Annotated in this window: 20 protein-coding genes and 1 pseudogene; 14 read left to right on the top strand and 7 right to left on the bottom strand. The window is 37.2% G+C overall.

What is annotated here, in order from left to right; translation table 11 throughout:
• Positions 1 to 51: 51 nt before the first annotated feature.
• Positions 52 to 735 (top strand): ATP-dependent Zn protease, encoded by a 684-nt coding sequence (locus V7K55_RS19305; RefSeq protein ID WP_334834185.1) that lies wholly within the window; start codon positions 52 to 54, stop codon positions 733 to 735.
• Between the two features lie 13 nt (positions 736 to 748).
• Here the strand turns inward: V7K55_RS19305 and V7K55_RS19300 are convergent, their stop codons facing one another.
• Together V7K55_RS19300 and V7K55_RS19295 are read right to left on the bottom strand one after the other, a co-directional pair.
• Entirely contained in the window at positions 749 to 1,774 is a 1,026-nt protein-coding gene (locus V7K55_RS19300) for a GGDEF domain-containing protein (protein WP_334834183.1), read from the bottom strand.
• 735 nt (positions 1,775 to 2,509) lie between these two features.
• Entirely contained in the window at positions 2,510 to 2,707 is a 198-nt protein-coding gene (locus V7K55_RS19295; protein WP_334834181.1) for a heavy-metal-associated domain-containing protein, read from the bottom strand.
• A 43-nt stretch (positions 2,708 to 2,750) separates the two neighbouring features.
• Between V7K55_RS19295 and V7K55_RS19290 the strand changes: the two genes are divergently transcribed.
• Both V7K55_RS19290 and alaS read left to right on the top strand, forming a co-directional pair.
• The gene (locus V7K55_RS19290; protein ID WP_334834179.1) at positions 2,751 to 2,915 is read left to right on the top strand and encodes a hypothetical protein; all 165 of its coding nucleotides are present in this window, start codon (positions 2,751 to 2,753) and stop codon (positions 2,913 to 2,915) included.
• Positions 2,916 to 2,950: 35 nt separating this feature from the next.
• Positions 2,951 to 5,593 (top strand): alanine--tRNA ligase, encoded by a 2,643-nt coding sequence (gene alaS / locus V7K55_RS19285; RefSeq protein WP_334834177.1) that lies wholly within the window; start codon positions 2,951 to 2,953, stop codon positions 5,591 to 5,593.
• A gap of 268 nt (positions 5,594 to 5,861) precedes the next feature.
• Here alaS and V7K55_RS19280 read toward each other — a convergent pair whose 3' ends face one another.
• From V7K55_RS19280 to V7K55_RS19260, 5 genes and pseudogenes are all read right to left on the bottom strand, one after another.
• The gene (locus V7K55_RS19280) at positions 5,862 to 6,356 is read right to left on the bottom strand and encodes an ureidoglycolate lyase (protein ID WP_334834175.1); all 495 of its coding nucleotides are present in this window, start codon (positions 6,354 to 6,356) and stop codon (positions 5,862 to 5,864) included.
• 119 nt (positions 6,357 to 6,475) lie between these two features.
• Positions 6,476 to 7,495 carry an RNA polymerase sigma factor, RpoD/SigA family gene (locus V7K55_RS19275; RefSeq protein WP_334834173.1) on the bottom strand — a complete coding sequence of 340 codons (1,020 nt, stop codon included), beginning with the start codon at positions 7,493 to 7,495 and terminating at the stop codon, positions 6,476 to 6,478.
• Positions 7,496 to 8,123: 628 nt separating this feature from the next.
• Positions 8,124 to 8,237, bottom strand: a pseudogene (locus V7K55_RS19270) (DUF3172 domain-containing protein); the annotation flags it as partial.
• 82 nt (positions 8,238 to 8,319) lie between these two features.
• Positions 8,320 to 8,664 (bottom strand): deaminase, encoded by a 345-nt coding sequence (locus V7K55_RS19265; RefSeq protein WP_334834171.1) that lies wholly within the window; start codon positions 8,662 to 8,664, stop codon positions 8,320 to 8,322.
• Between the two features lie 86 nt (positions 8,665 to 8,750).
• Complete coding sequence (locus V7K55_RS19260) at positions 8,751 to 9,167, bottom strand: hypothetical protein (protein ID WP_334834169.1); 417 nt, start codon at positions 9,165 to 9,167, stop codon at positions 8,751 to 8,753.
• Positions 9,168 to 10,500: 1,333 nt separating this feature from the next.
• Here V7K55_RS19260 and V7K55_RS19255 point away from each other — a divergent pair.
• The 11 genes from V7K55_RS19255 to V7K55_RS19205 all read left to right on the top strand — a co-directional run bounded on the left by V7K55_RS19255 (position 10,501) and on the right by V7K55_RS19205 (position 23,869).
• Positions 10,501 to 12,705 (top strand): GumC family protein, encoded by a 2,205-nt coding sequence (locus tag V7K55_RS19255; protein WP_334834167.1) that lies wholly within the window; start codon positions 10,501 to 10,503, stop codon positions 12,703 to 12,705.
• A 73-nt stretch (positions 12,706 to 12,778) separates the two neighbouring features.
• A complete protein-coding gene (locus tag V7K55_RS19250) occupies positions 12,779 to 13,720 on the top strand; it encodes a hypothetical protein (RefSeq protein WP_334834165.1) in 942 nt (313 codons plus the stop codon).
• A 51-nt stretch (positions 13,721 to 13,771) separates the two neighbouring features.
• The gene (locus V7K55_RS19245; RefSeq protein WP_334834163.1) at positions 13,772 to 14,725 is read left to right on the top strand and encodes a glycosyltransferase family 2 protein; all 954 of its coding nucleotides are present in this window, start codon (positions 13,772 to 13,774) and stop codon (positions 14,723 to 14,725) included.
• Positions 14,726 to 14,821: 96 nt separating this feature from the next.
• Entirely contained in the window at positions 14,822 to 16,144 is a 1,323-nt protein-coding gene (locus V7K55_RS19240) for a flippase (protein ID WP_334834160.1), read from the top strand.
• A 53-nt stretch (positions 16,145 to 16,197) separates the two neighbouring features.
• Positions 16,198 to 17,124 carry a glycosyltransferase family 2 protein gene (locus V7K55_RS19235; RefSeq protein ID WP_334834157.1) on the top strand — a complete coding sequence of 309 codons (927 nt, stop codon included), beginning with the start codon at positions 16,198 to 16,200 and terminating at the stop codon, positions 17,122 to 17,124.
• 33 nt (positions 17,125 to 17,157) lie between these two features.
• Positions 17,158 to 18,378, top strand: a complete 1,221-nt coding sequence (locus tag V7K55_RS19230; protein WP_334834155.1) for an O-antigen ligase family protein — start codon at positions 17,158 to 17,160, stop codon at positions 18,376 to 18,378.
• A 42-nt stretch (positions 18,379 to 18,420) separates the two neighbouring features.
• Positions 18,421 to 19,248, top strand: a complete 828-nt coding sequence (locus V7K55_RS19225) for a class I SAM-dependent methyltransferase (RefSeq protein WP_334834153.1) — start codon at positions 18,421 to 18,423, stop codon at positions 19,246 to 19,248.
• 73 nt (positions 19,249 to 19,321) lie between these two features.
• The gene (locus V7K55_RS19220; protein WP_334834151.1) at positions 19,322 to 20,593 is read left to right on the top strand and encodes a glycosyltransferase family 4 protein; all 1,272 of its coding nucleotides are present in this window, start codon (positions 19,322 to 19,324) and stop codon (positions 20,591 to 20,593) included.
• A gap of 24 nt (positions 20,594 to 20,617) precedes the next feature.
• The gene (locus V7K55_RS19215; RefSeq protein WP_334834149.1) at positions 20,618 to 21,634 is read left to right on the top strand and encodes a hypothetical protein; all 1,017 of its coding nucleotides are present in this window, start codon (positions 20,618 to 20,620) and stop codon (positions 21,632 to 21,634) included.
• 75 nt (positions 21,635 to 21,709) lie between these two features.
• Positions 21,710 to 22,603: a glycosyltransferase family 2 protein gene (locus tag V7K55_RS19210; RefSeq protein WP_334834147.1), complete on the top strand. Its 894-nt coding sequence runs from the start codon at positions 21,710 to 21,712 to the stop codon at positions 22,601 to 22,603.
• Positions 22,604 to 22,717: 114 nt separating this feature from the next.
• Entirely contained in the window at positions 22,718 to 23,869 is a 1,152-nt protein-coding gene (locus V7K55_RS19205; RefSeq protein ID WP_334834145.1) for a glycosyltransferase family 4 protein, read from the top strand.
• Positions 23,870 to 23,986 lie beyond the last annotated feature (117 nt).

The raw sequence follows: 23,986 nt of genomic DNA, 5'->3' as shown, positions 1-23,986 counted from the left end.
CGTAGACATCGCTTTATAATGAAACATTAAGCTGCACTCAAAAAACTCTCAATGAGCCAGACTACTTTAAATTTAGTTGCAATATCTATCTTTCTCATGACCCTATCAGTACTGCTGGGGCCATTTTTGAATTTGTCGCCAGCAGTGCCGGCACTTGCAACCTTCACCATATTAGGCATAGCTACGTTGGATAGTTTTAGCTTGCAAGGCAAGGGTGGTACTATCTTTTTAGATTGGATTGCTGGTTTTTCTAGCGAACACCGCGATCGCATCGTCCACCACGAAGCAGGGCATTTTTTGGTTGCTGACCTGCTGGGGATTCCCGTTACCGGCTACACACTCAGTGCTTGGGAAGCCTGGAAACAGGGGCAACCTGGGCAAGGTGGCGTTAGCTTTGACGATCGCGAATTAGCATCTCAATTAGAAGTGGGTAAAATCACCGCCCAAATGCTAGACCGCTACTGCACTGTTTGGATGGCGGGTATTGCTGCTGAAACTCTAGTTTTTAATGATGCTGAGGGTGGCGCTGATGATAAAAGCAAGCTGATAGGAGTCTTGACAATTTTGGGCTTTTCTGAATCAGTTTATCAACAGAAACTGCGGTTTCATGCCCTCCAAGCAAAAACCCTACTGCAAGAAAATTGGTCTAGTTATGAAGCTTTAGTTAATACCATGCGACAACGCGCTTCGGTAGAAGATTGTCATGCTGAGTTAGGAATGGGGAATGACAAATGACAAATCCCTACTTTTATGAAGAAACAGCTTTTAAATGTGAAACATGATGAGATAAGTATTTTGAGTGAATAACTCGATTACGCCCAGCATTTTTAGCCTGTAACAGACACTGATCGGCGCGATTCAGCAGACTCTCTCCTTGTTTGTCATCGTCAGCTTGGAGACTGGCTGTACCCAGACTAATAGTGATATTAATTGTCAGTTTATTACTGAGTGCAAATGGTTCGTCGCTGACTACGCGATTAAGACGACGGGCTATTAATAGTGCTTCATCATCAGTAGTGTTAGCCAGAAGAATCACAAATTCTTCGCCACCATAGCGGAATGCTGTGTCTTGACAGCGTAGGTTGTGTCGCAAACGCTGACATAATACTTGCAAAATGCGATCGCCTACTAAATGTCCATGAGTATCGTTAACTTTCTTGAAATGATCTACATCTAGAATAATCAAACTCAGAGAAGTTTTTTGACTTCTAGCTCTTTCAATTTGCCTCGGTAAGTCCCATTCTAAAGCACGACGATTACTTAATTCTGTCAACGAATCAGCTAAGGCGATCGCTGATAACATATCATTTGTCCGAATCAAATCTCGATATTTTTGTGCTTTTCGCAAGCCAACAGTCAATTGAGCAAGTATTAATCCATGATTAGCAGTCAACTCCGCCAAATTATGGTCTGTTTTTTTATCGATAAGATGCCAAATATAAGCATCGGCTCCTTGCTTTAGGGCCGCGGCGCTCATCTCTAATTCTCTATGCCAACCCTTATTTCTATCAGTAAGTTGTTGGGAACGATCCTCGAAAAGAATACAGTATATCCAAGATAGTTTTGTCTGGTCTTTCAACCAACTGCACAGTTCTATACTGCCATCAAGACTAGCCTGCACAAGTATTATATCGGGGGGCGTTGTTTTAATCCGCGACACTGCTTGATTCAGATTGTCTATGTCTTCTACATTAAAAGCAGTCGCATAACGGATCTGATCTGGAAGTGTGGCGATAAAATGATTTTTTCCAAAGACCAGAATAGAAATATTCATTGCTTTATTTTTTATCCTATTTAAATTTTAAAGAAATTAATTTGAGTAACATGCTGCTGTTGTTGCCTAATGCTAGATATGATTTTTTAGGCTGAGTTATATTTCTTGATATATTATTTTTTGAACACTTAATCTACATTATTTTTCCAAATTTAATCTCCTTTTAAGGTTTTATCTTTACTCCTACAGTTGTTGAAATATCTACTTCTGACAACTAATGTCTTCTTTACACAATATTTTTCAAACAGTAAAAATACTGAATATTTATTAGATATATAAAAACTATTCCTGTAGTTTCTTAAGTGTTATTTTCCTGATAAAATTACTAAAATGAATAGTTTGTAATAACCGTCATCCTAGGCAATTAAATTTCTTTTTGTGTAGAAAAATTAAGAAAATATAAAAAGTTTTAACTCAACGCTTGAAACCAAAATTTTATCATTGAATTAAAAATGTTATTTACCATAGGAGACTTCTGCATTTTTATTAATAAACTAGGCTCTCATTAGGTATTAAGGTAGGAGTGTATGGCAAAAATAATGCAGAACTAAATAGATAGCAAAACTCTCTGCTGATATGGACATGGAGCTTTCTGGCACTAATAAACTCTACAATTGCAGAGCGAATTTATAGGGTAAAAAATCTCCAATTGAAACTGGGGTGTAAAGCTTGGTTTAACAATGTATTGGCAGGAGAAATAAAATGTCTCTGCCTACTCGCTTTATCTGGGTTTGTTTACTTAACTCGCATTTTTTGTTTAATTGGTTGCAACATCTTGAAGAAGAATTCAGAAGTTGCGGATTCCACCGTGACAGTTTTAGCTTTAACATCGACATCCACCTTAGACTCAGGTTCCATAACGTGGATGGATTCAGTAATTGTTTCTGCACATCCCTCACAAGCAATATTTGATACTTTCATCTGTAGTACCATTTATTACCTTGGTACGGGGTTTTAAAGTATTTCTTAAGAATTAATGCTAACTATCGAAAGGCAGTCACATATCCTGCTAGAGGCAGATAATAGCCTAAAAGCATCCTCATCACTGGATATAGCTTACAGACTTGCACAATTTACTGGCGGTAATATGAAACAAAATGCAAGAATATATAAAGCTATTGATGAAAATACACCTATCTAGTGCCGCTACGCCCAAGTCTAAAGTTAAAAATACCTATGTCTTCAAATCCCCAGTACCTAAGCGGTAACGAAATTCGCAACATATTCCTTAACTTCTTTGCCCAACGGAGTCACCAAATCCTTCCAAGTGCCTCTCTCGTGCCAGAAGACCCAACTGTGCTGCTAACGATCGCGGGGATGCTACCATTTAAGCCGATATTCTTGGGGCAGAGGACACCAGAGTTTAAGCGGGCTACGACTTCGCAAAAGTGTATCCGTACCAACGATATCGAAAATGTTGGACGCACTAAACGGCATCATACGTTTTTTGAGATGCTGGGTAATTTCAGCTTTGGTGATTATTTTAAAGAACAAGCGATCGCTTGGGGTTGGGAAATCTCCACCCAAGTCTTTGGCTTTTCCCCCCAAAATCTCGTCGTCAGCGTCTTTGAAGATGATGATGAAGCCTTTGCTATCTGGCGCGATCAAATTGGTGTGCCGGTAGCGAGAATTAAACGCTTGGGCGAAGATGATAACTTTTGGGTATCTGGCCCGACTGGCCCTTGTGGCCCTTGTTCAGAAATATATTACGACTTCCACCCAGAACGCGGTGACGAAAATATCGATTTAGAAGACGATTCCCGGTTTATCGAGTTTTACAACCTCGTGTTCATGCAATATAACCGGGATGCTTCCGGTAATTTAACGCCACTGCAAAACAAGAACATTGACACCGGTATGGGTTTGGAGAGAATGGCGCAAATTCTCCAAAAAGTGCCGAATAACTATGAAACTGACCTAATTTTCCCAATTATTCAAACAGCCGCCCAAATTGCTGGCATTGACTACCACAGCAGCGATGAGAAAACCAAAGTTTCTCTAAAAGTTATTGGCGATCACGTTCGTTCTGTTGTCCACATGATCGCTGATGAAATTCGCGCTTCTAACGTCGGAAGAGGTTATGTGTTGCGGCGATTAATTCGGCGCGTGGTGCGTCATGGGCGATTAATTGGGATTTCTGGCGAATTTACTACCCAAGTTGCCGAAAGTGCGATCGCTCTTTCTGAATCAGCTTACCCTAATGTGCGCCAACGGGAAGCAGCAATTAAAGCTGAGTTGCAACGGGAAGAATCGAATTTCCTCAGAACTCTGGATAGAGGCGAAAAACTCCTAGAAGAAATCATCCAAGAGGTAAAACAGCAAGGAAACACTCAAATTAGTGGTGAAAGTGCATTTACCCTTTATGACACCTACGGATTTCCTCTCGAACTTACTCAAGAAGTTGCCGAGGAAAATAATCTCACAGTTGATGTTGAGGGATTTGAGGCACAAATGGAAATCCAAAAAGGACGTGGTAGAGATGCACATGAAACCATCGATTTAACTGTGCAAGGTTCCCTCGACAAGCTAGCAGAACACATCCAAGTCACCGAGTTTTTAGGCTATACCCAACCTGCAACGACAGCGAAAGTCGAAGCGATTTTGCTAGAAGGTGTTTCCCAAGAGGAAGCAGAAGCGGGAACACAGGTACAAATTGTTCTTGACAAAACGCCATTTTATGCTGAATCCGGGGGACAAATTGGCGATCGCGGTTATATCTCTGGTGATGGGATTGTTGCTCGCGTTGAAGATGTTAAAAAAGAATCTGATTTCTTTGTTCACTTCGGACGGATCGAACGCGGTACACTGCGCGTAGGCGATCGCGTCAACGCCCAAATCGATCCGGCTTGTCGCCGTCGCGCCCAAGCAAACCATACTGCAACGCATCTGTTACAAGCAGCATTGAAAAAAATTGTTGATGATGGCATATCTCAAGCAGGTTCCTTGGTTTCCTTCGATCGGTTGCGCTTCGATTTCAACTGTCCCCGCGCGTTAACAGCAGAGGAAGTGCAACAAATTGAAGAACAGGTAAACACTTGGATTGCTGAAGCCCATGCTGCAAAGGTGGAAGTATTACCTTTAGCAGAGGCGAAAGCTAAAGGTGCTGTTGCCATGTTCGGCGAAAAATACGGCGATGAAGTGCGGGTAATTGACTTCCCTAGCGTATCAATGGAACTGTGCGGTGGAACTCATGTCAGCAATACGGCTGAAATTGGTGTTTTCAAGATTATCTCGGAAGCTGGCGTGGCTTCTGGAGTGCGGCGCATTGAAGCTGTTTCAGGGCCGGCAATCCTAGATTATCTCAACCTGCGGGATAAAGTAGTTAAAGATTTGAGCGATCGCTTTAAAGTTAAACCCGAAGAATTGCCAGACAGAATTACAAGTCTGCAAAGCGAACTCAGAACTAGCCAGAAGGAATTGGAAACCTTGAAGGTACAATTAGCGATCGCTAAGTCTGACAGTTTACTACAAACAGCCGAAACTGTAGGCGATCATAAAATCATCGTCGCCCAATTAGAAGATGTCGATCCAGAATCATTGAAAACCGCAGCCGAACGCTTATTGCAAAAAATCGGTAACGGTGCAGTGGTACTAGGTTCTGTTCCCGAAGCCGACAAGGTAAGCATAGTTGCAGCTTTTAGTCAAGAAGTCAACAAAAAAGGTTTGCAAGCTGGTAAATTTGTCGGTGCGATCGCTAAAATCTGCGGTGGCGGCGGCGGTGGAAGACCGAACTTAGCCCAAGCCGGCGGACGCGATGCGAGTAAATTACCAGATGCATTGGCACAAGCAGAAAGTGAGTTAAAGTCGGCATTGAGTTAAAACTCTTTGTTACAGCATCTGTCTTAGTAGTCTGTCAATAAATAATTGATGGATAAATCCCCTGTAGAGACGGCGATTTATCGCGTCTCTCTAACCGTCAAAATTAATTTGACACAATAGTAGGGGCAATTCATGAATTGCCCCTACGGAAAATCAAGGCTTTTACTGCCTTTCTGCGTAAGTCCTAAATATTCCAAAACAGATGAAAAAATCCTCTCTATTTCTCTTCTCTCTGTGTTCTCTGCGCCTCTGTGGTTCGTTGATTTCCTTAAACCATCTCAAACTCTAATTGATGACTCTTAAAAAAATCATGAGTAAAATGATCCACCACATTCGTATCAGCTAATTCCAAATTATAAAAATCCACAGCTTCATGGTCAAAATGGGGCCCAGCGTGCCAAGTCCCCTCATGCAGCTTGATAAAACAATTCCCCGGAATGCGGAAAGCAGCAATCTCTTCTAATGCTGGTTCATTCATATCATTATGAGGAGGACAAACAGCAATTAACCAATCCTTCCCTGACAAAGAACCTAAACATTGAGTGCATTGCTGATGGCGAGTAATTTTGTGAAACTTTCGCCCTCTCTCCTTCAACCGCATAATATAAAATCGTGGAATCCCGTTTTGCAGGTTTAACAGGGCATCTTCCGAATCGTAACCTTTGCCATCAAGACTTGCAAAAATCACCTGTCCATAAGGCTGAAAATTTTCAGAATTTACCCATTGCGCTTGCAATTGTTGCACCATCTTTGATGTACCCATATCAAATCTTTGATAGAGATTACTTAGGTTTATTTTCCCCCAAAATGACTGAATTTTATACATACAGCCATTATGGTGAGTTCCTGAGTTTTAATGCTCTAAATTGTTAAAAAATGACTTTAACTAGCTAGATAACTCCGTACTTGTTCCTTTTGTCGTCGGAGAAGACTGAGAGCTTTTTGCTCAATCTGGCGTACCCGTTCTCGACTAATCCCCATGCGATCGCCAATCTGCGCTAAAGAAAGTTCATAGCCATCAGTCAAACCAAATCGCAAGGTTAATATTTCTCGCTGCTGGGGAGATAACTTTGCCAACAAGTCGTGTAAATCTTGGTGCAAAGATTCTTCAACAGCATAATCTTCAGGAGAAGGCCCATCATCTTCCAGGATATCCTGCAATTCTGTATCTTGTTGTTCGCCAACTCGCGCCTCTAGCGAAAAAGGTTGACGCGCCAAATACAAACATTCTCTAACTTGGCTAGGTGTCAAAGATAATGCAGTCGCAATTTCAGCAGTAGTGGGAACCCGACCCAGCTGTTGAGATAATTCTCGCTGTACCCGTTTAATTTTGTTCAGTTTCTCAAAGACGTGGATCGGTAAACGAATCGTTCGTCCTTGTTGAGCGATCGCTCGCGTGATTCCTTGACGAATCCACCAGTAAGCGTAGGTAGAAAACTTATAACCAAGAGCAGGATCAAATTTATCCACTCCTCGCTCTAAACCCAAAGTCCCTTCTTGAATTAGATCCATAAATTCCAGATTGCGGTGCTGGTATTTCTTCGCCACTGCTACCACCAACCGGAGATTAGCCTGAATCATTTTTTTCTTGGCTTGGTGTCCTTGACTTAACTGTTGCTCTAGTACCTCAACAGCTAACTCCACCCGATCTGCCCATTCTTGTAGCGTGGGTTCGTGGTCTAATTTCACAGCCAATTCTTCCTTAGCAGCTAATAAATTCATCATCAGCTGCACTTGTTGGGCAAAAATAACCTCTTGTTCGCGAGTCAACAAATCTACACGCCCGATCTCTTGCAGATAACTACGCACAATATCATCTGTAGCTCGAGGTTTTTTATCTGCGGCTAAACTTTTTTTCTTCGTTTTTTGAACTTCGGTAGGTGGAGATGTTAAGTTGCTCATGGTTATTTGCTCCTCTGTAACCTCATCAATTTATTGGTATCAAGTCTATATATTCAGACCCATAGCCATTCCACACTGCTAATCATATTAATTGGCAATACTGATGAATTTTGGACTATGATCCATTACAAGTTAATTGTTGGAGATAATAAACCCAAAATCAACCCACCTCATAATAATAACATTATCACCAGTCACAAATCAATTCCCCTAAAGTATTATCACTATATCTTTTGAAGTAATTACACTTGTTTCTCATAGAAAATTGCAGATTTTCAAACATAATTATATGTAGTTCAATTCTTCAATGTAGTTAATGGGAAAAATAAAAACTTGATTGAGCAAAAATCTCATTCCCAAAAGAGAACTTAATAACAGCAGATATCAACATAGCTCCAAACTTTTTAACCACGGAGCTTTTAATTTTTTAATAGGCTGATTATACTTCTATGTAATTCTAATTAAGTGGAATTAATTATATATAAAATATTCATTTTTTACTTTTATTTATTGCTAGATAATTAAATCATCTCAAGCTGGATACATAACAGGCGATCGCTAAATTTTAACAAAAGCACTTTCATGCTCAAGAACAGCTTTCTTGCGGAGTCCGGCTAAATACTTGTAATTAAGGATTTAGAATAACGAAGACGCAGGTATGTGTGACAATTGCACTTTTGTCATACTGCACGCAGACATCTGCATTGAATGCGATACTATCAATCTGATTGCTTTTGGAGACATTTTTAGAATAAAAGTAGTAACAGTGGTCACATTAGCACCAAGGATAGTTCTTGGCAAGACATGAACACCCGCGATCGCTACTAATATCTTATTAAAGCGAAAAGATTTACGTTATGATTGCAGGGATCTGGATCGATTAGAGATAAATATATTTCATGTATACGACAATCCTCTGCGATCGCTAAAGCACATGTAAGTGTGCGTCCATGAAAAGAACAGGGTTCAAGAGTTACATACATTCTCAACAAGTTGAAAGCTTTACCTTGAATCTGTTTAAGTGCGTAAGCCTCAGCATGATGTTCTCCTGGTACTTGCCTATACCCTTGAGCTACTGTCTTTTGGGTATCTACAATTACACAGCCTACTGATGGACTAAGCAAACATTCCGGCAGAGCTTTTCTGCTTTGAGTTAAAGCAGCCAGCATAAACATTTCATCCATGTTTTAGCGTAAATTATCAGGGTAAATTACACTACCAAAAATTAGTTATCCTTAGTAAAAAAATTCCGATATCAAAATTTAGTAACTGTTACACTAATACCAGAATCGAGCTTAGGAACCTTAAAATACTCAATTGGCTCAGTGCTTTGAGAACTTGGGATATTTGTTGGCTTCTGACATTCTTTAAAGAAAGCACCAGGGTTATTGATGAATTCAAGCGGGTTAATCTTTTGACATCCTTGCTCCTGAACTAACGAAATTGATTCAGCAGTTTTTTTGGAATTATTAGCCTGTCCTGTGAAATTTCTCCATGTAGTGGTAATTGTCGCGGGTTCCGTCAATAAAACTCCAGCCCGATTGCGATCGTGAAATTGCTCCTTCAGAGCATCGCCTGTTGCGATCGGAACATTATCTTGGTTAGCATAGACACTCTGAGGTAGAACAAGTACACCAATCACAACCACTAAGGAGATAAAAGAGGATTTCATAATTCAATCTCTTAATGTCAGTTTAATAATTACAATTCGCTAGATACAGACATCAAACAATAGCAGTCTAGTTTTAGTACTTCAGACTAACACAGGTACTAAGAAGTATAGCTAAACTTCATTAAAAATCTAATGAAGTCTAATCAGAGGTAAATTTTTGTCTAGGAGGAGGTTGTTGAGGAATCCACCCTATAAAACATCAAAATTCGACACTCCCCTGTTATCTGGCTCCCTTTGTAACTGTGCTAATTCATATTTTGTTACCCGTACTACTAGCCGTTTATCTTTTCTACGTGTTACCATACGGTTACATAGATAACACAACATAAATATTATTTAGCTAAATCTTGTAAGATGTATTTTGCGTCTATTGCAGAATACATCTTACAAGATGATTGCAAGTTTACATTTGAACCTAAAATACTGGGATATAAACCCAAGGACGGGAACTGTGTTGTAATTTTCACACATAAAGGCACATCAACAAACCTTTCACCAGTCTAGGCAAATTAAACGGAGTAAGAGTTATTACAATTTAGATACTCGGATTATGTAATCTGAGTATTGTCAGTTCCGTATAATTCCCCAAACTTGGCATTATTCAGCATTATTTCAGAGTAAGAATTAGTTGTTGCTGAAAGCTTCTAATAAGCTTACGTAAACATCCATACAATCTTTCCAATTATCTCTTCTCCCTACACAGAGTCTATCTCTGAAGCGCTTACATTACTCGTGGCTGGCAAAATTGCTATATCCCTTACCATTAAGGTATTAATTGCTCTTATCTTTTCAAAATTGGCGAATCGGCAGCTAATGTCCTGGTATATTATATGAATTTTTTGTAAAGTTATCGCTTTAAGTGTTCTTACATAATATGATATTGAATGTCGGATTACTAATCAATAATTACATCAGCATTAACGTAAAACTGAATCAACAAAAAAAGGAGTGCTAATAAATTGCTAAAAAATATGAGTTATCCTGTTATTTCTCTCAGCAATATCTAAAACCCTGTGAATGTGGGTAATATATGCAGAAAATATGCTTGACGCAGTTTAGTCGAATATATTCTGTGGGTTAAGCTGTCAGATAATACTCTGGGTTTAAAACAATTTAGAATCAGTTAATAAAATCGTCAACACTCTATATATAGCTATCAGAATATAGGCTAGCAAATTTTGATAAATTATTACTACAATAGTTTCATTAAAATTAAAAAGAAGTTGAGTCTATTTGAGTCTGGCTTTGATAGAATTTCGTTAACTCATAACCAACGCAAATATTACTAAGAGAATCTACAGCAAATAGTCTTTAACTTTAAATTTTTCTTATTATGACGATGGAATCTTTACCACAGTTTGAAGAAGTAAATATTCAGAAATACTTAGAAGTTATTCAACGGCGTTGGCTACCTCTAGTTGGAATTTTTAGCATAGCTGTTACTCTTGGATGCTTGTATGCGTTTTCACTGAAACCCTCATACAAGGCAGAAGGCAGTTTGATGATTAAAACAAATCGTTCTTCCTCCCTCACAGGGGTATCAGAAGATATAGGAAGATTGGAAGCTTTGAACTTAAACGACAATCCCTTGGAAACTCAGGTGAGAGTTATTGGCTCAAATCCAGTGATTGGCAAAACAATTAATTCACTTCAACTCAAAGATAGTAAAGGCAAACTACTGTCGATTCCTGACTTGGCAATGCAACTAAAAATAGAAGGAATCAAAGGCACCGATGTTGTACAAATCTCTTATAAAGGTAGCGATCGTGGACTGGCTGCCAAAATTGTAAATGAAGTTATCAAAAGTTATATTGACCTAAATATCAAGGCTAATCAGGAGGAAGCACGAACAGCCAAAGAAGTTCTTGTAACGGAAGTACCCAAAGCTGAGGACATTGTTACAAGAGCTGAATCAAAACTGCGGGTATTTAAAGAACAGAATAAAATTGTTGTTCTGGAACAAGAAGCAACCGCAGCAGTCGATACGATTTCTAAGTTAGGAAACCAACTTTCTGAAGCTCAAGCTCAACTAAATAATGTCACAGGTCGTTTAGAACAGTTAAGCAAGGAAGCTCAGGTAAATCCACAACAGGGTGTACTTGCATCTGAATTGAGTCAAGCACCTGGAGTTCAAACAGTGCTTACCCAACTCCAAGAAACAGAAAGCAAGCTGGCAGTAGAACGTACCCGTTTTTCACCTGAACACCCTATAATTATTGACTTACAAGCAAAAGTTGTAGCTCTTCAGAGCTTGTTAAAAGAGAGGACAGGACAAGTCGCTGGTACAGCACAGGTAACACAGGCAAGTTTACAGGTTGGACAACTGCGCCAAAGCTTAATTGCAGATATTACTCGTGCTCAGGCAGATCGTATCGGTCTAAAAAGACAAATTGACACACTCTCCCAACAGCAAGCTGCTTACATCAAACGAGCAAATAATTTGCCAAAACTAGAACAGAAGCAACGAGAGTTAGAACGAAAACTACAAGCGGCTCAAACAACTTACGAAACACTATTAAAGAAACGCCAAGAAATTGATATTGCAGAGAACCAAAAAATTCCTAATGCTCGTGTAATTTCCTTAGCTTTAGTTCCCGAAAAAGCAGAAGGGCCTCGCAAAACGCTATTTATTGTTGGTGGAGGAGCAGTTGGTCTTTTCTTAGGTGTCATTGTCGCCTTTAGTTTAGACTTGATAGACCGCTCAGTCAAGACAGTTAAAGAAGCTAAGGAAGTCTTGAAATACACTGTTTTAGGAGTAATTCCAGCACAAGGCAAAAATGGTAAAGCTCATTCTTCTATAGGAGGAATTGATAGACCTATCCCCAAAATCATTGGTAGAGATATTCCTTATTTCCCTCTTGGTAACGCATATCAAATACTTCAAGTAAACTTGAAGTTTCTCTGTTCTGATAAACCGCTAAAAAGCATTGTAATCACCAGTTCCGTTGCCAAAGAAGGAAAGTCTGACGTGTCTGCAAATTTAGCTGTGACTATGGCTCAAGCAGGCCGTCGAGTGTTGTTGGTGGATGCAGATATGCGTCATCCTATACAGCATCATATCTGGGGGCTAAACAATACAGTTGGACTAAGTAATGTCATTGTAGGTCAAGTTTCTTTAGATGCAGTTGTTCAAGAAGTTATGCCTAATTTAGAGGTTCTTACTTCTGGAGTTTTGCCTCCCAACCCAGTAGCGCTGCTAGATTCTCAACGGATGGCAACATTGATAAGTAACTTTTGTAGAGATTACGATCTAGTTATTTTTGATACACCACCTCTCTCGGGAATAGCAGATGCTGCTGTTTTAAGCACCCTTACTGATGGCATTCTATTAGTCGTTCGTCCTGGGGTAGTCGACTTGAACAGTGCTAATGCAGCTAAAGAATTTTTAAATCAGTCAGGTCAGAAGGTGTTAGGGATAGTCATTAATGGTGTGAATATTAAAAATGAGTCTAATAATTATTTACCTGAAAGCAAAAAACGACAAATTGAACAAGATTTAGTATCTAGCAGTTTAACCAAATTTACCAAAGAGCGTTAAATTTTCGTATGTAGAGCCTCAGAGCCTTACTACAAACATCTAAACCAAAGTTTTTGACTGTAGGATTAAATTAATGACATTAAGCAAAAATCTCAAGCAATTCCTAAAATCAAATACTCCATTAGCCAAATGGAAAGGCTCTCTTTATACAAAGACAATAATTCTCAAAAATCAGGTAAAAAATTATGACATCTATAAGCAAATATTATCTCCTCAACAAAGTAATGAATTACTTACCAATCTGATTACAGATAGTAGACCTTTTATGATTAGTCGCTTTGGCAGCACAGAAGCTTATTGTGTACATGAATACCTAAAAGGAGGTTACAAGGGATCTATATTTGAATCGATGTCTAATGATTCTGGGTTTTTTCCAGTAGATGAAAAGCATCTAAATCGATTTAGTCAACTTTTTCTAGAATCGTCGAAATCTATAGATGCTTTGGGAGTATGGTTTCAAATTGGAGAGCCAGAAATCATCAGAAACTCTTGTCCACAAGCTTCTTTTGTTGAATTAAATACACTTGAGCCTTATTATCACAACAACCCTTGGAGTCAGAATCTTGAAGGGAAAAAAGTTTTAGTCATTCATCCTTTTGCAGAAACTATCCTATCACAATATAAAAACAATAGAAAGTTACTTTTTAAAAATCCAAATATTCTGCCTGAATTTGAGTTAATTACCTTCAAAGCAGTTCAGTCTCTGGCTGGAACTCAAACTCAGTTTAATACTTGGTTTGATGCTTATGATTGGATGTGTAACAACATTAAAGATCAAGATTTTGACATAGCTATTATAGGATGTGGTGCTTATGGACTTCCATTAGCTGCTTACGTTAAATCTCTGGGGAAACAGGCTATGCATCTTGGAGGAGCAACTCAAATTCTTTTTGGAATTAAAGGCAATCGTTGGGATAAAATTCCATTTTTTCAGTCTCTTTATAATGAATACTGGGTGAGATGTAGAACTGACGATATACCAACAAATCCTTCAAAATATCCAGCCTATTGGTAGTTGTAAGTTGTAAAACTCCATTTCATTTTACTATTGGAGATGCATTTTTATATGGGTATAAATAAAATCAAAACATCTTGTTTAATTAATAATTACAATTACGCTGGATTTCTCTCAGAGGCAATTGATAGCGCTTTAAATCAAACTATTAAATTTGATGAAATTATTATTGTTGATGACGCTTCCACAGATAATTCTGTGGAAGTCATCACTAAATTTACTCAATTAGCTAATGTTAAATCTATTTTAAAAGATAAAAATCAAGGGCAATTATCATCCTTTAACGAAGGGTTTTTAGCTGCGACTGGGGATATTATATTTTTTCTAGATGCCGATGATATTTATGAACCTCAATATTTAGAAACCACCCTAAATTTTTATAATAGACGTAATGAATGTGATTTTATATTTTGTGCCTATAAGAAATTTGGGGCAGTGGAAGAAACATTTCAAGTTGATACCGTTGATTTGGATTTAGGTTATTCAGTCATCAGAACTTTATATAGTGGTGAATGGATTGGCTCCATAACTTCAACATTATCAATACGTAGAGAAATAATTAGAAAATTTTTACCTATTCCCAATATAGAAGATTGGCGTGTAAGGGCTGATGACTGTCTGATATGGGGCGCTTCTTTGGTAGGTGCTAAAAAGTTTTACATGTCTAAACCTTTAGTGATGTATAGAATACATCAAAACAACCATTATCATAACAAGAAATTCTTAGATATAGACAATAACTATGAATATAAGAGATTCTGGAAACGTAATTCTCTATTTAATTACATTTTGCAAAAAAATAATTTAAGTTTACCGTTGTTATTGGCTTTTACCTCTCTCAATGAGTTAAAAACAATACCATGTCCAAAACACGAAGATTTTATTTCATACATGAAAATAATATTTTTGTTTGAGCATAATTTCTTTTGGAAAACGAAGGGCATAATTTTATTATTTAGCTATTTTTTGAAAACTCTAATGGCTGGTAAATTTAAAATGTTGTAGGCAATAAATTAAGCCTAGATAAATAAACATAATGTTTCACCTTAAAAAACAAAGATAGTACATGAGAAAGTGTCACACAATTAACTCCTAAAAATCATGCTAAGTAAATTAAAAATTCCCAGTTTATCAAAATTTACATCTCGTTCTGGGCTGCGTGCAATTATTGCCAATACAGGTTGGTTGTTTGCTGACCGCATTCTCCGTATGGGTGCAAGCTTGGTTGTAGGAGTATGGGTAGCACGCTACTTAGGAGTACAGCAGTATGGTCTTTTTAACTATGCTTTAGCTTTTGTTAGCTTATTTAGCCCAATTTTCACTCTAGGGTTGGATGATGTAGTCATTCGCCATATTATCCGTCAATCATCAAATAGAGAGGAAATTTTAGGAACCACTTTTTGGCTAAAATTGCTTGGTGGAATTGCTTCTGTCTTATTTGCAGTTAGCACCATGTTTTTCTTAGGTGAGCATGAAACACTGAAGATATCGCTAGTTGCAATTTTAGGAATGGCAGGAATTTTTAGGGCGACTGATACCGTTGATTTGTGGTTTCAATCACAGGTGCAGTCAAAATACAGTGTGATCGCTAGAAACATAGCATTTCTGCTAAATACTGCTATTAAAATCGGACTAATTTTAACAAAAGCATCATTGTTAGCTTTTGCTTGGGCAACATTAGCAGAATTTGCAATGAGTGCAATTGGCTTACTGATTGTTTACCAAGTTAAAGGGTATTCATTGTGGTTATGGCGTTGGAGTTTGTCTGCTGCCAAAACCCTTCTTAAAGAGAGTTTACCTCTAATTTTTTCGGGGTTCGCTATCATGATTTTTATGAGAATCGATCAGGTGATGTTAGGTCAAATGATCGGAAATAGTGAGGTTGGAATTTATTCTGCTGCTGTCCGTGTATCTGAAATTTGGTATTTTATTCCGGGGGCTATTGTTTCTTCTGTTGCTCCTTCAATTTACGCAGCTAAGGAAAAATCAGAAAGTCTTTACTATCAGCGAATAGGACAATTACTCAGTCTAATGACATGTATATCTTTAGGAATTGCTCTGCCAATGACATTCCTATCCGAAAAGATAATTATGGTGATGTTTGGGAGTGGATATGCGGAAGCGGGACCAATATTATCAGTTCATATTTGGACTTCTTTGTTTGTATTTATGGGTCTTGCCACATCACCTTGGTTTATTGCTGAAGGTTTGAACAATGTTTCTTTAGGTAAAACTTTATTTGGGGCGATACTAAACATTATTCTCAATTTATTCCTTATTCCCAAATATGGTGGACTTGGGGCTGCGAGTGCAACAATAATTTCACAAGCTGCTGCTACTTTTATATGCAACGCATTTGATTCAAGAACACAAAAGATTTTTAAGATTCAGGTGCGATCGCTTCTTCCTTTTTATAAATATTGATCGTTATTATCTAACTTTTATATAGCAAGTATATTTAGCCAAATTAATCCAAGATGGAAACACCAGTAACTTTTATTATTTTCAAGCGCCCACAAATAACAGAGAAGGTTTTTGAAGCTATTCGCCAAGCAAAACCAACAAAACTTTTTGTAATTGCAGATGGGGCCCGCACCGACCGCGAAGATGAGGCAGAAAAGTGTGAAGCAACTCGGGCAATTATTGAAAGAGTTGATTGGGAATGCGAGGTGATCAAGAATTATTCTGATATCAACTTAGGTTGTGCAAAACGAGTATCTAGTGGTTTAGATTGGGTATTTAATAATGTTGAAGAGACAATTATTTTAGAAGATGATTGTATCCCTCATCCGACATTTTTCAGATTTAGCGAAGAACTGCTAGAAAAATATAGAGACGATACCAGAATTGCCACAATCTCTGCTCAAAATCTTCAATTTGGACGAAAACGTACCAATTACAGTTACTATTTTTCTCGCTACAACCACTGCTGGGGTTGGGCAAGTTGGAGACGTGCTTGGCAGCATTATGATTTGACTATCAAACTCTGGCAAGAAGTGCAATCAGAAAACCTCTTACATGACATTCTTATCGATCCGAAAGCAGTAAGTTATTGGCGACGAATATTTCAGTCTGTTTATAACAATCCTACAGGTATAACCTGGGATTACCAATGGACATTTGCCTGCTGGATACAGGGTAGCTTAAGCATTATTCCCAATGTCAATTTGATTTCTAATGTTGGCGTTGGTGCGGACGCGACTCACTTCACTTCCAACCAGGAATTTTCGTTCATCAATATGTCGATGCAGCCAATGGAATTTCCTTTAAAACATCCACCCTATATTGTGAGAAATGTAGAGGCAGATAATTTTACTCAAAAAACAGTATATAAAGCAACTATATTGAATATTTTTAAAGAGGAAGTGAAGAAAAGATTGAATTACTCAGCGATAAAAAAATAGTGATATCTTTAGTTAATTAATTAAATGTCAATAATGAACGTAAAGTTAACAGAAAAAATATTAACTATCTTACTACTACTCATTGCAGCAGGGGTATTAACAATACACCCTGCACAAGAAGTCTCTATGTCTACCCTTGGAGGCGATAAGGTAGATACTTTATTCAATATAATTTCATATTTAATATTGTTTTATTTTCTAATTTCGTACTGGAAAGGTTTTGTTTATGTAATTACAAAAAGTCCATTACAGTTTTTTTTACTAGCAATAGTTATATTTTCCATATTGTGGTCAGAAGACGTAAGTTCTACTCTAAAAGATATAAAAGGTCTAATTCGAATATATTTTCTTGCAATCTATTTGGCAATGCGTTATCCCCTTAGAGAACAAATGAGGCTAATAGCTTGGGCGCTTGGTGCATCTGCATTATTGTCTATGATATTCTCTGCATTCATACCAGGTTATATTCACAAATCACCTGAATTAGTAGATATGTGGAGCGGAATTTATGGTCATAAAAATGAATTAGGTTACATGATGAACTGGAGCTCAGGAGTTTTTTTACATCTTGCCCTTAGTAGCTATCGATATCGCTGGTTGATGTGGGCACTATGTGGGTTATCTATATGTCTAATTATCCTCACACGTTCAACAACATCTTTGGCGATCCTATTGACAATGATATTACTTTTGCCTTTTTATCGATCCTTTCAAAAAACTAATTATAAATTACAAGTTATTATGATTACTTCAGCTTTAATGCTACTCATTATTTTTTCAATATTACTGATCAATAATGCCGAAACTGTAGTTGGTACTTCTGGTAAAGACCTTACCTTCAATGGACGCTCTGATCTCTGGGAACTAGTGATATCTAAGGTTTTGGAAAGACCTTGGCTAGGTTATGGATTTTCTGGATTTTGGACTAGTAATGCTGCATCTAATCTGAGAGCTACTTATGATTGGGCAAGTAATGCTCACAATGGTTTTTTAGAACTATTGTTAGAATTAGGATTTTTAGGTTTCTTGACTTTTGCAGCAGGATTTATCCGGTTCTTCGTAATGGCACTGACTCGAATTGTTTCGGTGGCAGAAAAACCTGAAGATTATTGGCCAATGCAGATGCTAGTTATCATCGTCATCGTGAATTTTTCAGAAGCAAGATTATTAACTCCCAGTTGGAATTGGTTAATGTATGTCACAACCTCTTTATCTCTGACTCTTAGTTTTCAGCGTACACCAATATATAAATAAGTCAGTAGTTTACATACTTCCATAATTGAAAGGAGAGAAAACATGAAAAAGTTAAATTTTGGATGTGGACACAGATTTTCATCTGGATGGATCAATATAGATTTTAATTCTGAGCATCCTGAAGTAATTGCCCATAATTTGCTGCAACCACTTCCATATCCTAAAGATTATTTCGATGTAATTTATAGCAGTCATGTCCTAGAGCATTTCTCTAAAGAAACAGGAGAAATGCTGGTGAAAGAATGCTATAGAGTTCTCAAGCCTCAGGGCATTTTACGCATCGTTGTTCCTGACTTAGAACGAACATGCCGTGAATATTTAAGAATTATCGACACTATTGAAAATGAGGAATCAAGGAAACAATATGAATGGGTTATTATTGAGCTAATCGATCAATTGGTGAGAACAGAACAAGGCGGATTGATGAAAACTTATTGGCGGGAAGTGCTTGAAAACAATGATGAGCCATCCATAACCTATGTACAAGAAAGAACAGGTGTTAAAATCAAAGAAGAGATAGCAAACAATAATACTTCTTCTTTGTTACAAAAGGTATTTAATATCAATCAAAATAAACTCAGAAACAAATTCAAATACCTCTATATTGACATGGTAAAGAAGTTGATACCACGCTATGTCCGCAAGTCTATGATAGATGAAACATCCCTGGGTGAAAAACATAAGTGGATGTATGATAGCTATAGTATGAAAACGCTCTTTGAAAGAGTTGGCTTTTTAGATATTAAATTTATGGATGCCCATACAAGTGATATTCCAAACTTTAGTAATGAAGTCTTGGATATTAATGCTGATGGGACAGTATATCTACCAGGCTCGCTATATTGTGAGGGCATAAAGCCAAACAAATAATATTGATTCTCTGCAATAGAGGATTAGTCTTAATCAAGTCAAGAATATTTTTTTCAAATTCAATAATACTAATATGAACGTTTTGCTCCTTAGTACCCAGGATGTGGCGGGTGGTGCGGCTCGGGCTGCATATCGGTTGCACAAAGGGTTACAAAATATTAACTTACAATCACAAATGCTGGTGCAAGAAAAATATACTGATGACAAAACAGTAATTGCACCTAAGATCAGATTATTGCAAGGTATCGCTAAGGCAAAGTTGACATTGGAAACTTTACCTTTAAAACTTTATTCTCAAAAGCAAAATACTCCGTTTTTTATTCAATGGTTGCCAGATAGAGTTATTTCTCAAGTTGCTCAGATTGATCCAGATATAATCAATTTGCATTGGATTAGCGCAGCTTTTATGCAAATAGAAACTCTTGCTAAACTAAAGCGCCCTTTGGTCTGGACAATTCATGATATGTGGGCATTTACTGGAGGATGCAGCTACACTGGAGATTGCGATCGCTACCAAATCTCCTGTGGAGCCTGTCCTCAACTGAACAGCAAAAAGGATTGGGATTTATCCCATTGGGTATGGCAACGTAAAACCAAAGCTTTAAAAGATTTAAATCTGACCATTGTTTCGCCAGGTTCTTGGTTAGCCGAATGCGCGAAATCTAGTTCTTTGTTTAAAAATTTACGAATTGAAGTAATTCCGAATGGGTTGGATACTCAAAAGTATAAACCCGTCGATCAAGGTTTAGCGCGAGAACTACTGAATTTACCTCTGGATAAACAACTCATTTTATTTGGAGCGTTAGATGCAACCAATGACTCTAGAAAAGGTTTTCATTACCTGCAACCAGCACTACAAGAATTAAGCAAATCTGGCTGGAAAGATAAGTTGGAGATCGTTGTTTTCGGTGCATCTCAACCTGAGAATCCACCTGATTTGGGCTTCAAAACCCACTATTTGGGACATTTATATGATGATATATCTTTAGCAACTGTTTACTCAGCAGCTGATGTGATGCTTGTGCCGTCTCTGCAAGAATCTTTTGGACAGACAGCTTCTGAATCACTAGCTTGTGGTACTCCAGTTGTTGCATTTAATTCTACTGGCTTAAAAGATATTGTCGATCATCAGCAAAACGGCTATTTAGCTAAACCTTATGAAATTGAGGATTTTGCCAAAGGAATTGCCTGGGTACTTGAAAATGAGCAGAGATTAAAAAAGCTGTCATTCTATGCTCGCGAGAAAGCAGAACAAGAATTTACTCTAGAACTTCAAGCGCGTCGTTATTCAGCTTTGTTTCAGGAAATATTGATGATAGCAAAGAAATCTTCATTTAGTGACTAACTTAGTAAATCAATACTTCATAATATGTCAATACCTATAGCTTTTATAATTTGTACAGAACCTGGTCGCTTGGAAGCTCAATCTTTAATGCTTGCAGAAAGTATTCGTAAGTTCTGTGGAAAATTAAAAGATACGCCTATATTTAGTTTTCATCCTAGAGTGGGTGAACCTATATCAAAGCAAACCCAAAAAGCATTTGAAGCGTTGCAGGTAAATCATCAACAAGTCCCTATCAATCAAGAATTTCATGAATATTATTTAGCAAATAAACCTCTGGCTTGTGCCTATGCAGAACAAAATATCGACGCAGAAATATTAGTTTTTCTAGACAGTGACAAATGTTTTTTTTCTGAGCCAAAAGAGTTTTTGTTACCCGTAAATTGTAACGCTCGTTTACGTCCTGAGTATGGTCAAGGAATTGGTTCTACAGGTCTGCGAGACTCTCAAGAATGGTATTGGCAAAAGTTATATGAAGTGCTGGGGGTAAAGCGCGAGGTATTTGTAGAAACACCAATTGGTAAGAAAAAAATTAGAGCCTACTGGAATTCTGGTTTGGTCGTTGTGAGAAGGAGTGCAGGTATATTTACAACTTGGAAAGAGAATTTTGAAAAAGTAATGCGCCTTGATATCACTCCTCCTCAAGGTCTTTATTTTGTTGAGCAGTCTGTTTTATCGGTAACTTTATGTGCCTTAGAAGAAAACGTCGAACATCTTCCTGCTAATTATAGTTATCCTTTGCCTTTACATAACCGTTTATCAACCGAACTACAAATTAAAGACTGGAATGATATTACATCAATTCATTATTTCAATTTATTCTTCTATAACGATTGGGATGCACAAATTAAAAGACTGAAAAAACTTAATCTTGATTCAGAAAAATATCGATGGTTGTGTCAAGAGGTTGTTAGACTCAACATGCCTCGCGTATCAGTTCTGCATCGATATATGTTGGTAGTTAGAAGAATGGAACAAAAATTACGAAACTTCAATTTAGATATTAATTTAAGTGGCTGGATAGAAAAAATGGCTAAACTTTAAACGTAATCAAAATAGTTCTGTATAACTTGATTATTGGGATTGAGCATTTTCATAGGCATTAATGAGGTAAATGGGATGAAACAAGCAAATTTAGCTATAGTTATGACCTGTCATAACAGGCGTAATACCACTATTGCCTGTCTACATACTTTATATGAGCAAAAAAATCATTTTGATGTTTATTTAACTGATGATGGTAGCTCTGATGGAACTGCACAGGCTATCAAAGCAGAATATCCAGAGGTACACATTCTTCAGGGTAATGGGAATTTATTCTGGGTGGGAGGAATGCATCTCGCCTTTGGTGAGGCGATAAAAAATCAATATGACTATTATCTGTGGTTGAATGATGACACATTTCTAGAAGCTAATGCTATTAGTAAATTATTACAGATTCATCAAAATTTGACGGAACAAGGTTATCCAGACTCAATTGTAGTTGGTTCAACTAAAGACCCAATGACAGGAAAAGCAACCTATGGAGGAGCAGTAAAATCTAAAAAGTGGTATTCCAATAAATTTGAATTTTTAGAACCAAGTTCGGTTATTCAAAAATGCGATGCTATGTATGGTAACTGTGTGCTCATTCCTGAAGCTGTTGCTGCAAAAATTGGCAATATTGATACAGCTTTTATTCACAGTTTAGGAGACTTAGATTATGCGCTCAGAGCGCGTAAATTAGGTTGCCAAATATGGGTAGCTCCTGGGTATATTGGTAGTTGTACAAAAAATTCTATCCGCAATAGTTGGGTAGATACTAATTTGAGTATATTACAACGCTTGAAAAAGGCGCTGCAAATTAAAGGATTTCCATTAAGACCCTGGACTGTATTTTGTATCAGACACTCTGGGCCATTATGGATATTTTACTGGTTTTTACCCTATATTAGAGCAATTATTGGTTACAAAGATTTGGCAATTTCTCCTACATTTTCTGATGACATCAGCCAAACTAACTCGAAAATTTGATTATACTCTTAGTATAAAATAAGATTTAGACAATTAATAATAATCTAATCTTAGCTGAGAAATTTTTCTTAAAAAGTCAATTTTAAAAATATTGAAACAATTCATCATAATATTATGGATAAACGCTTACTAATTGTCTCAACACTTGATTCTAGTCAACCATTTGGTGCATTTACTAGACCTTTTTATCTTGGACAATATCTTACTAAAGATTTTGATGTTTTTCAGCTAGGATTAGATTGTTCATCTGTTAAGTATGCACCTTCGATTTCCATTGGTTCAAGAAGCCTGAAGTCATATATTCAGACTATAGAAAAGTGTATTGATGAGTTTTGCCCAGATATTGTTTATGCTCAAGAAACTTTACCTGGATTAGCTGCTTTAATTTCACTAAAGCTTAGAAAGCACAGCAGTTCCTCTCTTGTATTAGATTTTCATACATTTTCAGCGTATGAGTACTGGATGCGCTTATTTTCAGTTGCCAATCCTTTCAAAGAGTTTGTACAATGTATTAAGACATATATTGCTCAGGGAATTTTGATATTCTCTGGTAGTCCAATTATTGCAGCAGGTGACTCGATTCCTAAACTAATTTCTCAGTGGTATGGTAAAACTCCACAGCAGATTTATAGTATTGGGAATGGAGTGACCGAAGACTTGCTAAATACTGAATTGTTTTTGGATAAAGACCCCTATCAAGCATTTAGACCGGCAAAAATAGTGGTTCTTATTGCTCCTAAAACATTTCAATTTCCAAGTAATGATATGTCTGTGTCAATGACTATTGAGGTTGCTAAACGTCTTGAAAGTCATCAGCAGAAAGTACATTTTGTTGTCATAGGTAGGGATAGTAGCGATATTTCAGAACCAATACCCTCTAATATTTCTTTTTTAGGGTTTTTACCTAAAAGAGAGGAATTTGTTGATCATCTTAAATATGCAGATATTGCTTTGTTACCATTTTCTAAACAAGCAGTAGCAGGTGGCGCTCGGAATAAAGCATTAGATTATTTCGCTAGTAAAAAGCTAGTTGTATCAACACCAGAAGGCTTGCGAGGTTTAGAAGAATTTCGGAATTTAGAACATCTTTTAGTAACAGGATACTCTACTGAAGAAGTTGCTAACACAGTGCTGGATGCAGCTTCAAACTTTGATAAATATCAATCGCTTGTGGATACAGCATATACCTTAATTACAGAGAAATATTCCTGGAATGCAAGAGCGCACAATATCGCTGAAATCCTTATGGAAATCAGTCATTCTTAGTTTAATCGAAGAACACTTAATATTTAAATATTTCCTAATTTAAATATTCTTACAAATTGCTTTTTAAATAATAACCTTGCCTGTGACACTAACTCTCATAATTCAAAAAATAAAAAT

The organism is Nostoc sp. (genome assembly GCF_036919895.1).
GTDB lineage: Bacteria > Cyanobacteriota > Cyanobacteriia > Cyanobacteriales > Nostocaceae > Nostoc.
The sequence above is the reverse complement of the archived record's forward strand: the minus strand, read 5'-3'. Positions and strand labels throughout refer to the sequence as shown.

Coding starts and splice junctions, on each gene's coding strand:
- V7K55_RS19305 (WP_334834185.1), top strand. CDS start 52: ATGAGCCAGACTACTTTAAATTTAGTTGCAATATCTATCTTTCTCATG.
- V7K55_RS19300 (WP_334834183.1), bottom strand. CDS start 1,774: ATGAATATTTCTATTCTGGTCTTTGGAAAAAATCATTTTATCGCCACA.
- V7K55_RS19295 (WP_334834181.1), bottom strand. CDS start 2,707: ATGGTACTACAGATGAAAGTATCAAATATTGCTTGTGAGGGATGTGCA.
- V7K55_RS19290 (WP_334834179.1), top strand. CDS start 2,751: ATGCTAACTATCGAAAGGCAGTCACATATCCTGCTAGAGGCAGATAAT.
- alaS (WP_334834177.1), top strand. CDS start 2,951: ATGTCTTCAAATCCCCAGTACCTAAGCGGTAACGAAATTCGCAACATA.
- V7K55_RS19280 (WP_334834175.1), bottom strand. CDS start 6,356: ATGGGTACATCAAAGATGGTGCAACAATTGCAAGCGCAATGGGTAAAT.
- V7K55_RS19275 (WP_334834173.1), bottom strand. CDS start 7,495: ATGAGCAACTTAACATCTCCACCTACCGAAGTTCAAAAAACGAAGAAA.
- V7K55_RS19265 (WP_334834171.1), bottom strand. CDS start 8,664: ATGCTGGCTGCTTTAACTCAAAGCAGAAAAGCTCTGCCGGAATGTTTG.
- V7K55_RS19260 (WP_334834169.1), bottom strand. CDS start 9,167: ATGAAATCCTCTTTTATCTCCTTAGTGGTTGTGATTGGTGTACTTGTT.
- V7K55_RS19255 (WP_334834167.1), top strand. CDS start 10,501: ATGACGATGGAATCTTTACCACAGTTTGAAGAAGTAAATATTCAGAAA.
- V7K55_RS19250 (WP_334834165.1), top strand. CDS start 12,779: ATGACATTAAGCAAAAATCTCAAGCAATTCCTAAAATCAAATACTCCA.
- V7K55_RS19245 (WP_334834163.1), top strand. CDS start 13,772: ATGGGTATAAATAAAATCAAAACATCTTGTTTAATTAATAATTACAAT.
- V7K55_RS19240 (WP_334834160.1), top strand. CDS start 14,822: ATGCTAAGTAAATTAAAAATTCCCAGTTTATCAAAATTTACATCTCGT.
- V7K55_RS19235 (WP_334834157.1), top strand. CDS start 16,198: ATGGAAACACCAGTAACTTTTATTATTTTCAAGCGCCCACAAATAACA.
- V7K55_RS19230 (WP_334834155.1), top strand. CDS start 17,158: ATGAACGTAAAGTTAACAGAAAAAATATTAACTATCTTACTACTACTC.
- V7K55_RS19225 (WP_334834153.1), top strand. CDS start 18,421: ATGAAAAAGTTAAATTTTGGATGTGGACACAGATTTTCATCTGGATGG.
- V7K55_RS19220 (WP_334834151.1), top strand. CDS start 19,322: ATGAACGTTTTGCTCCTTAGTACCCAGGATGTGGCGGGTGGTGCGGCT.
- V7K55_RS19215 (WP_334834149.1), top strand. CDS start 20,618: ATGTCAATACCTATAGCTTTTATAATTTGTACAGAACCTGGTCGCTTG.
- V7K55_RS19210 (WP_334834147.1), top strand. CDS start 21,710: ATGAAACAAGCAAATTTAGCTATAGTTATGACCTGTCATAACAGGCGT.
- V7K55_RS19205 (WP_334834145.1), top strand. CDS start 22,718: ATGGATAAACGCTTACTAATTGTCTCAACACTTGATTCTAGTCAACCA.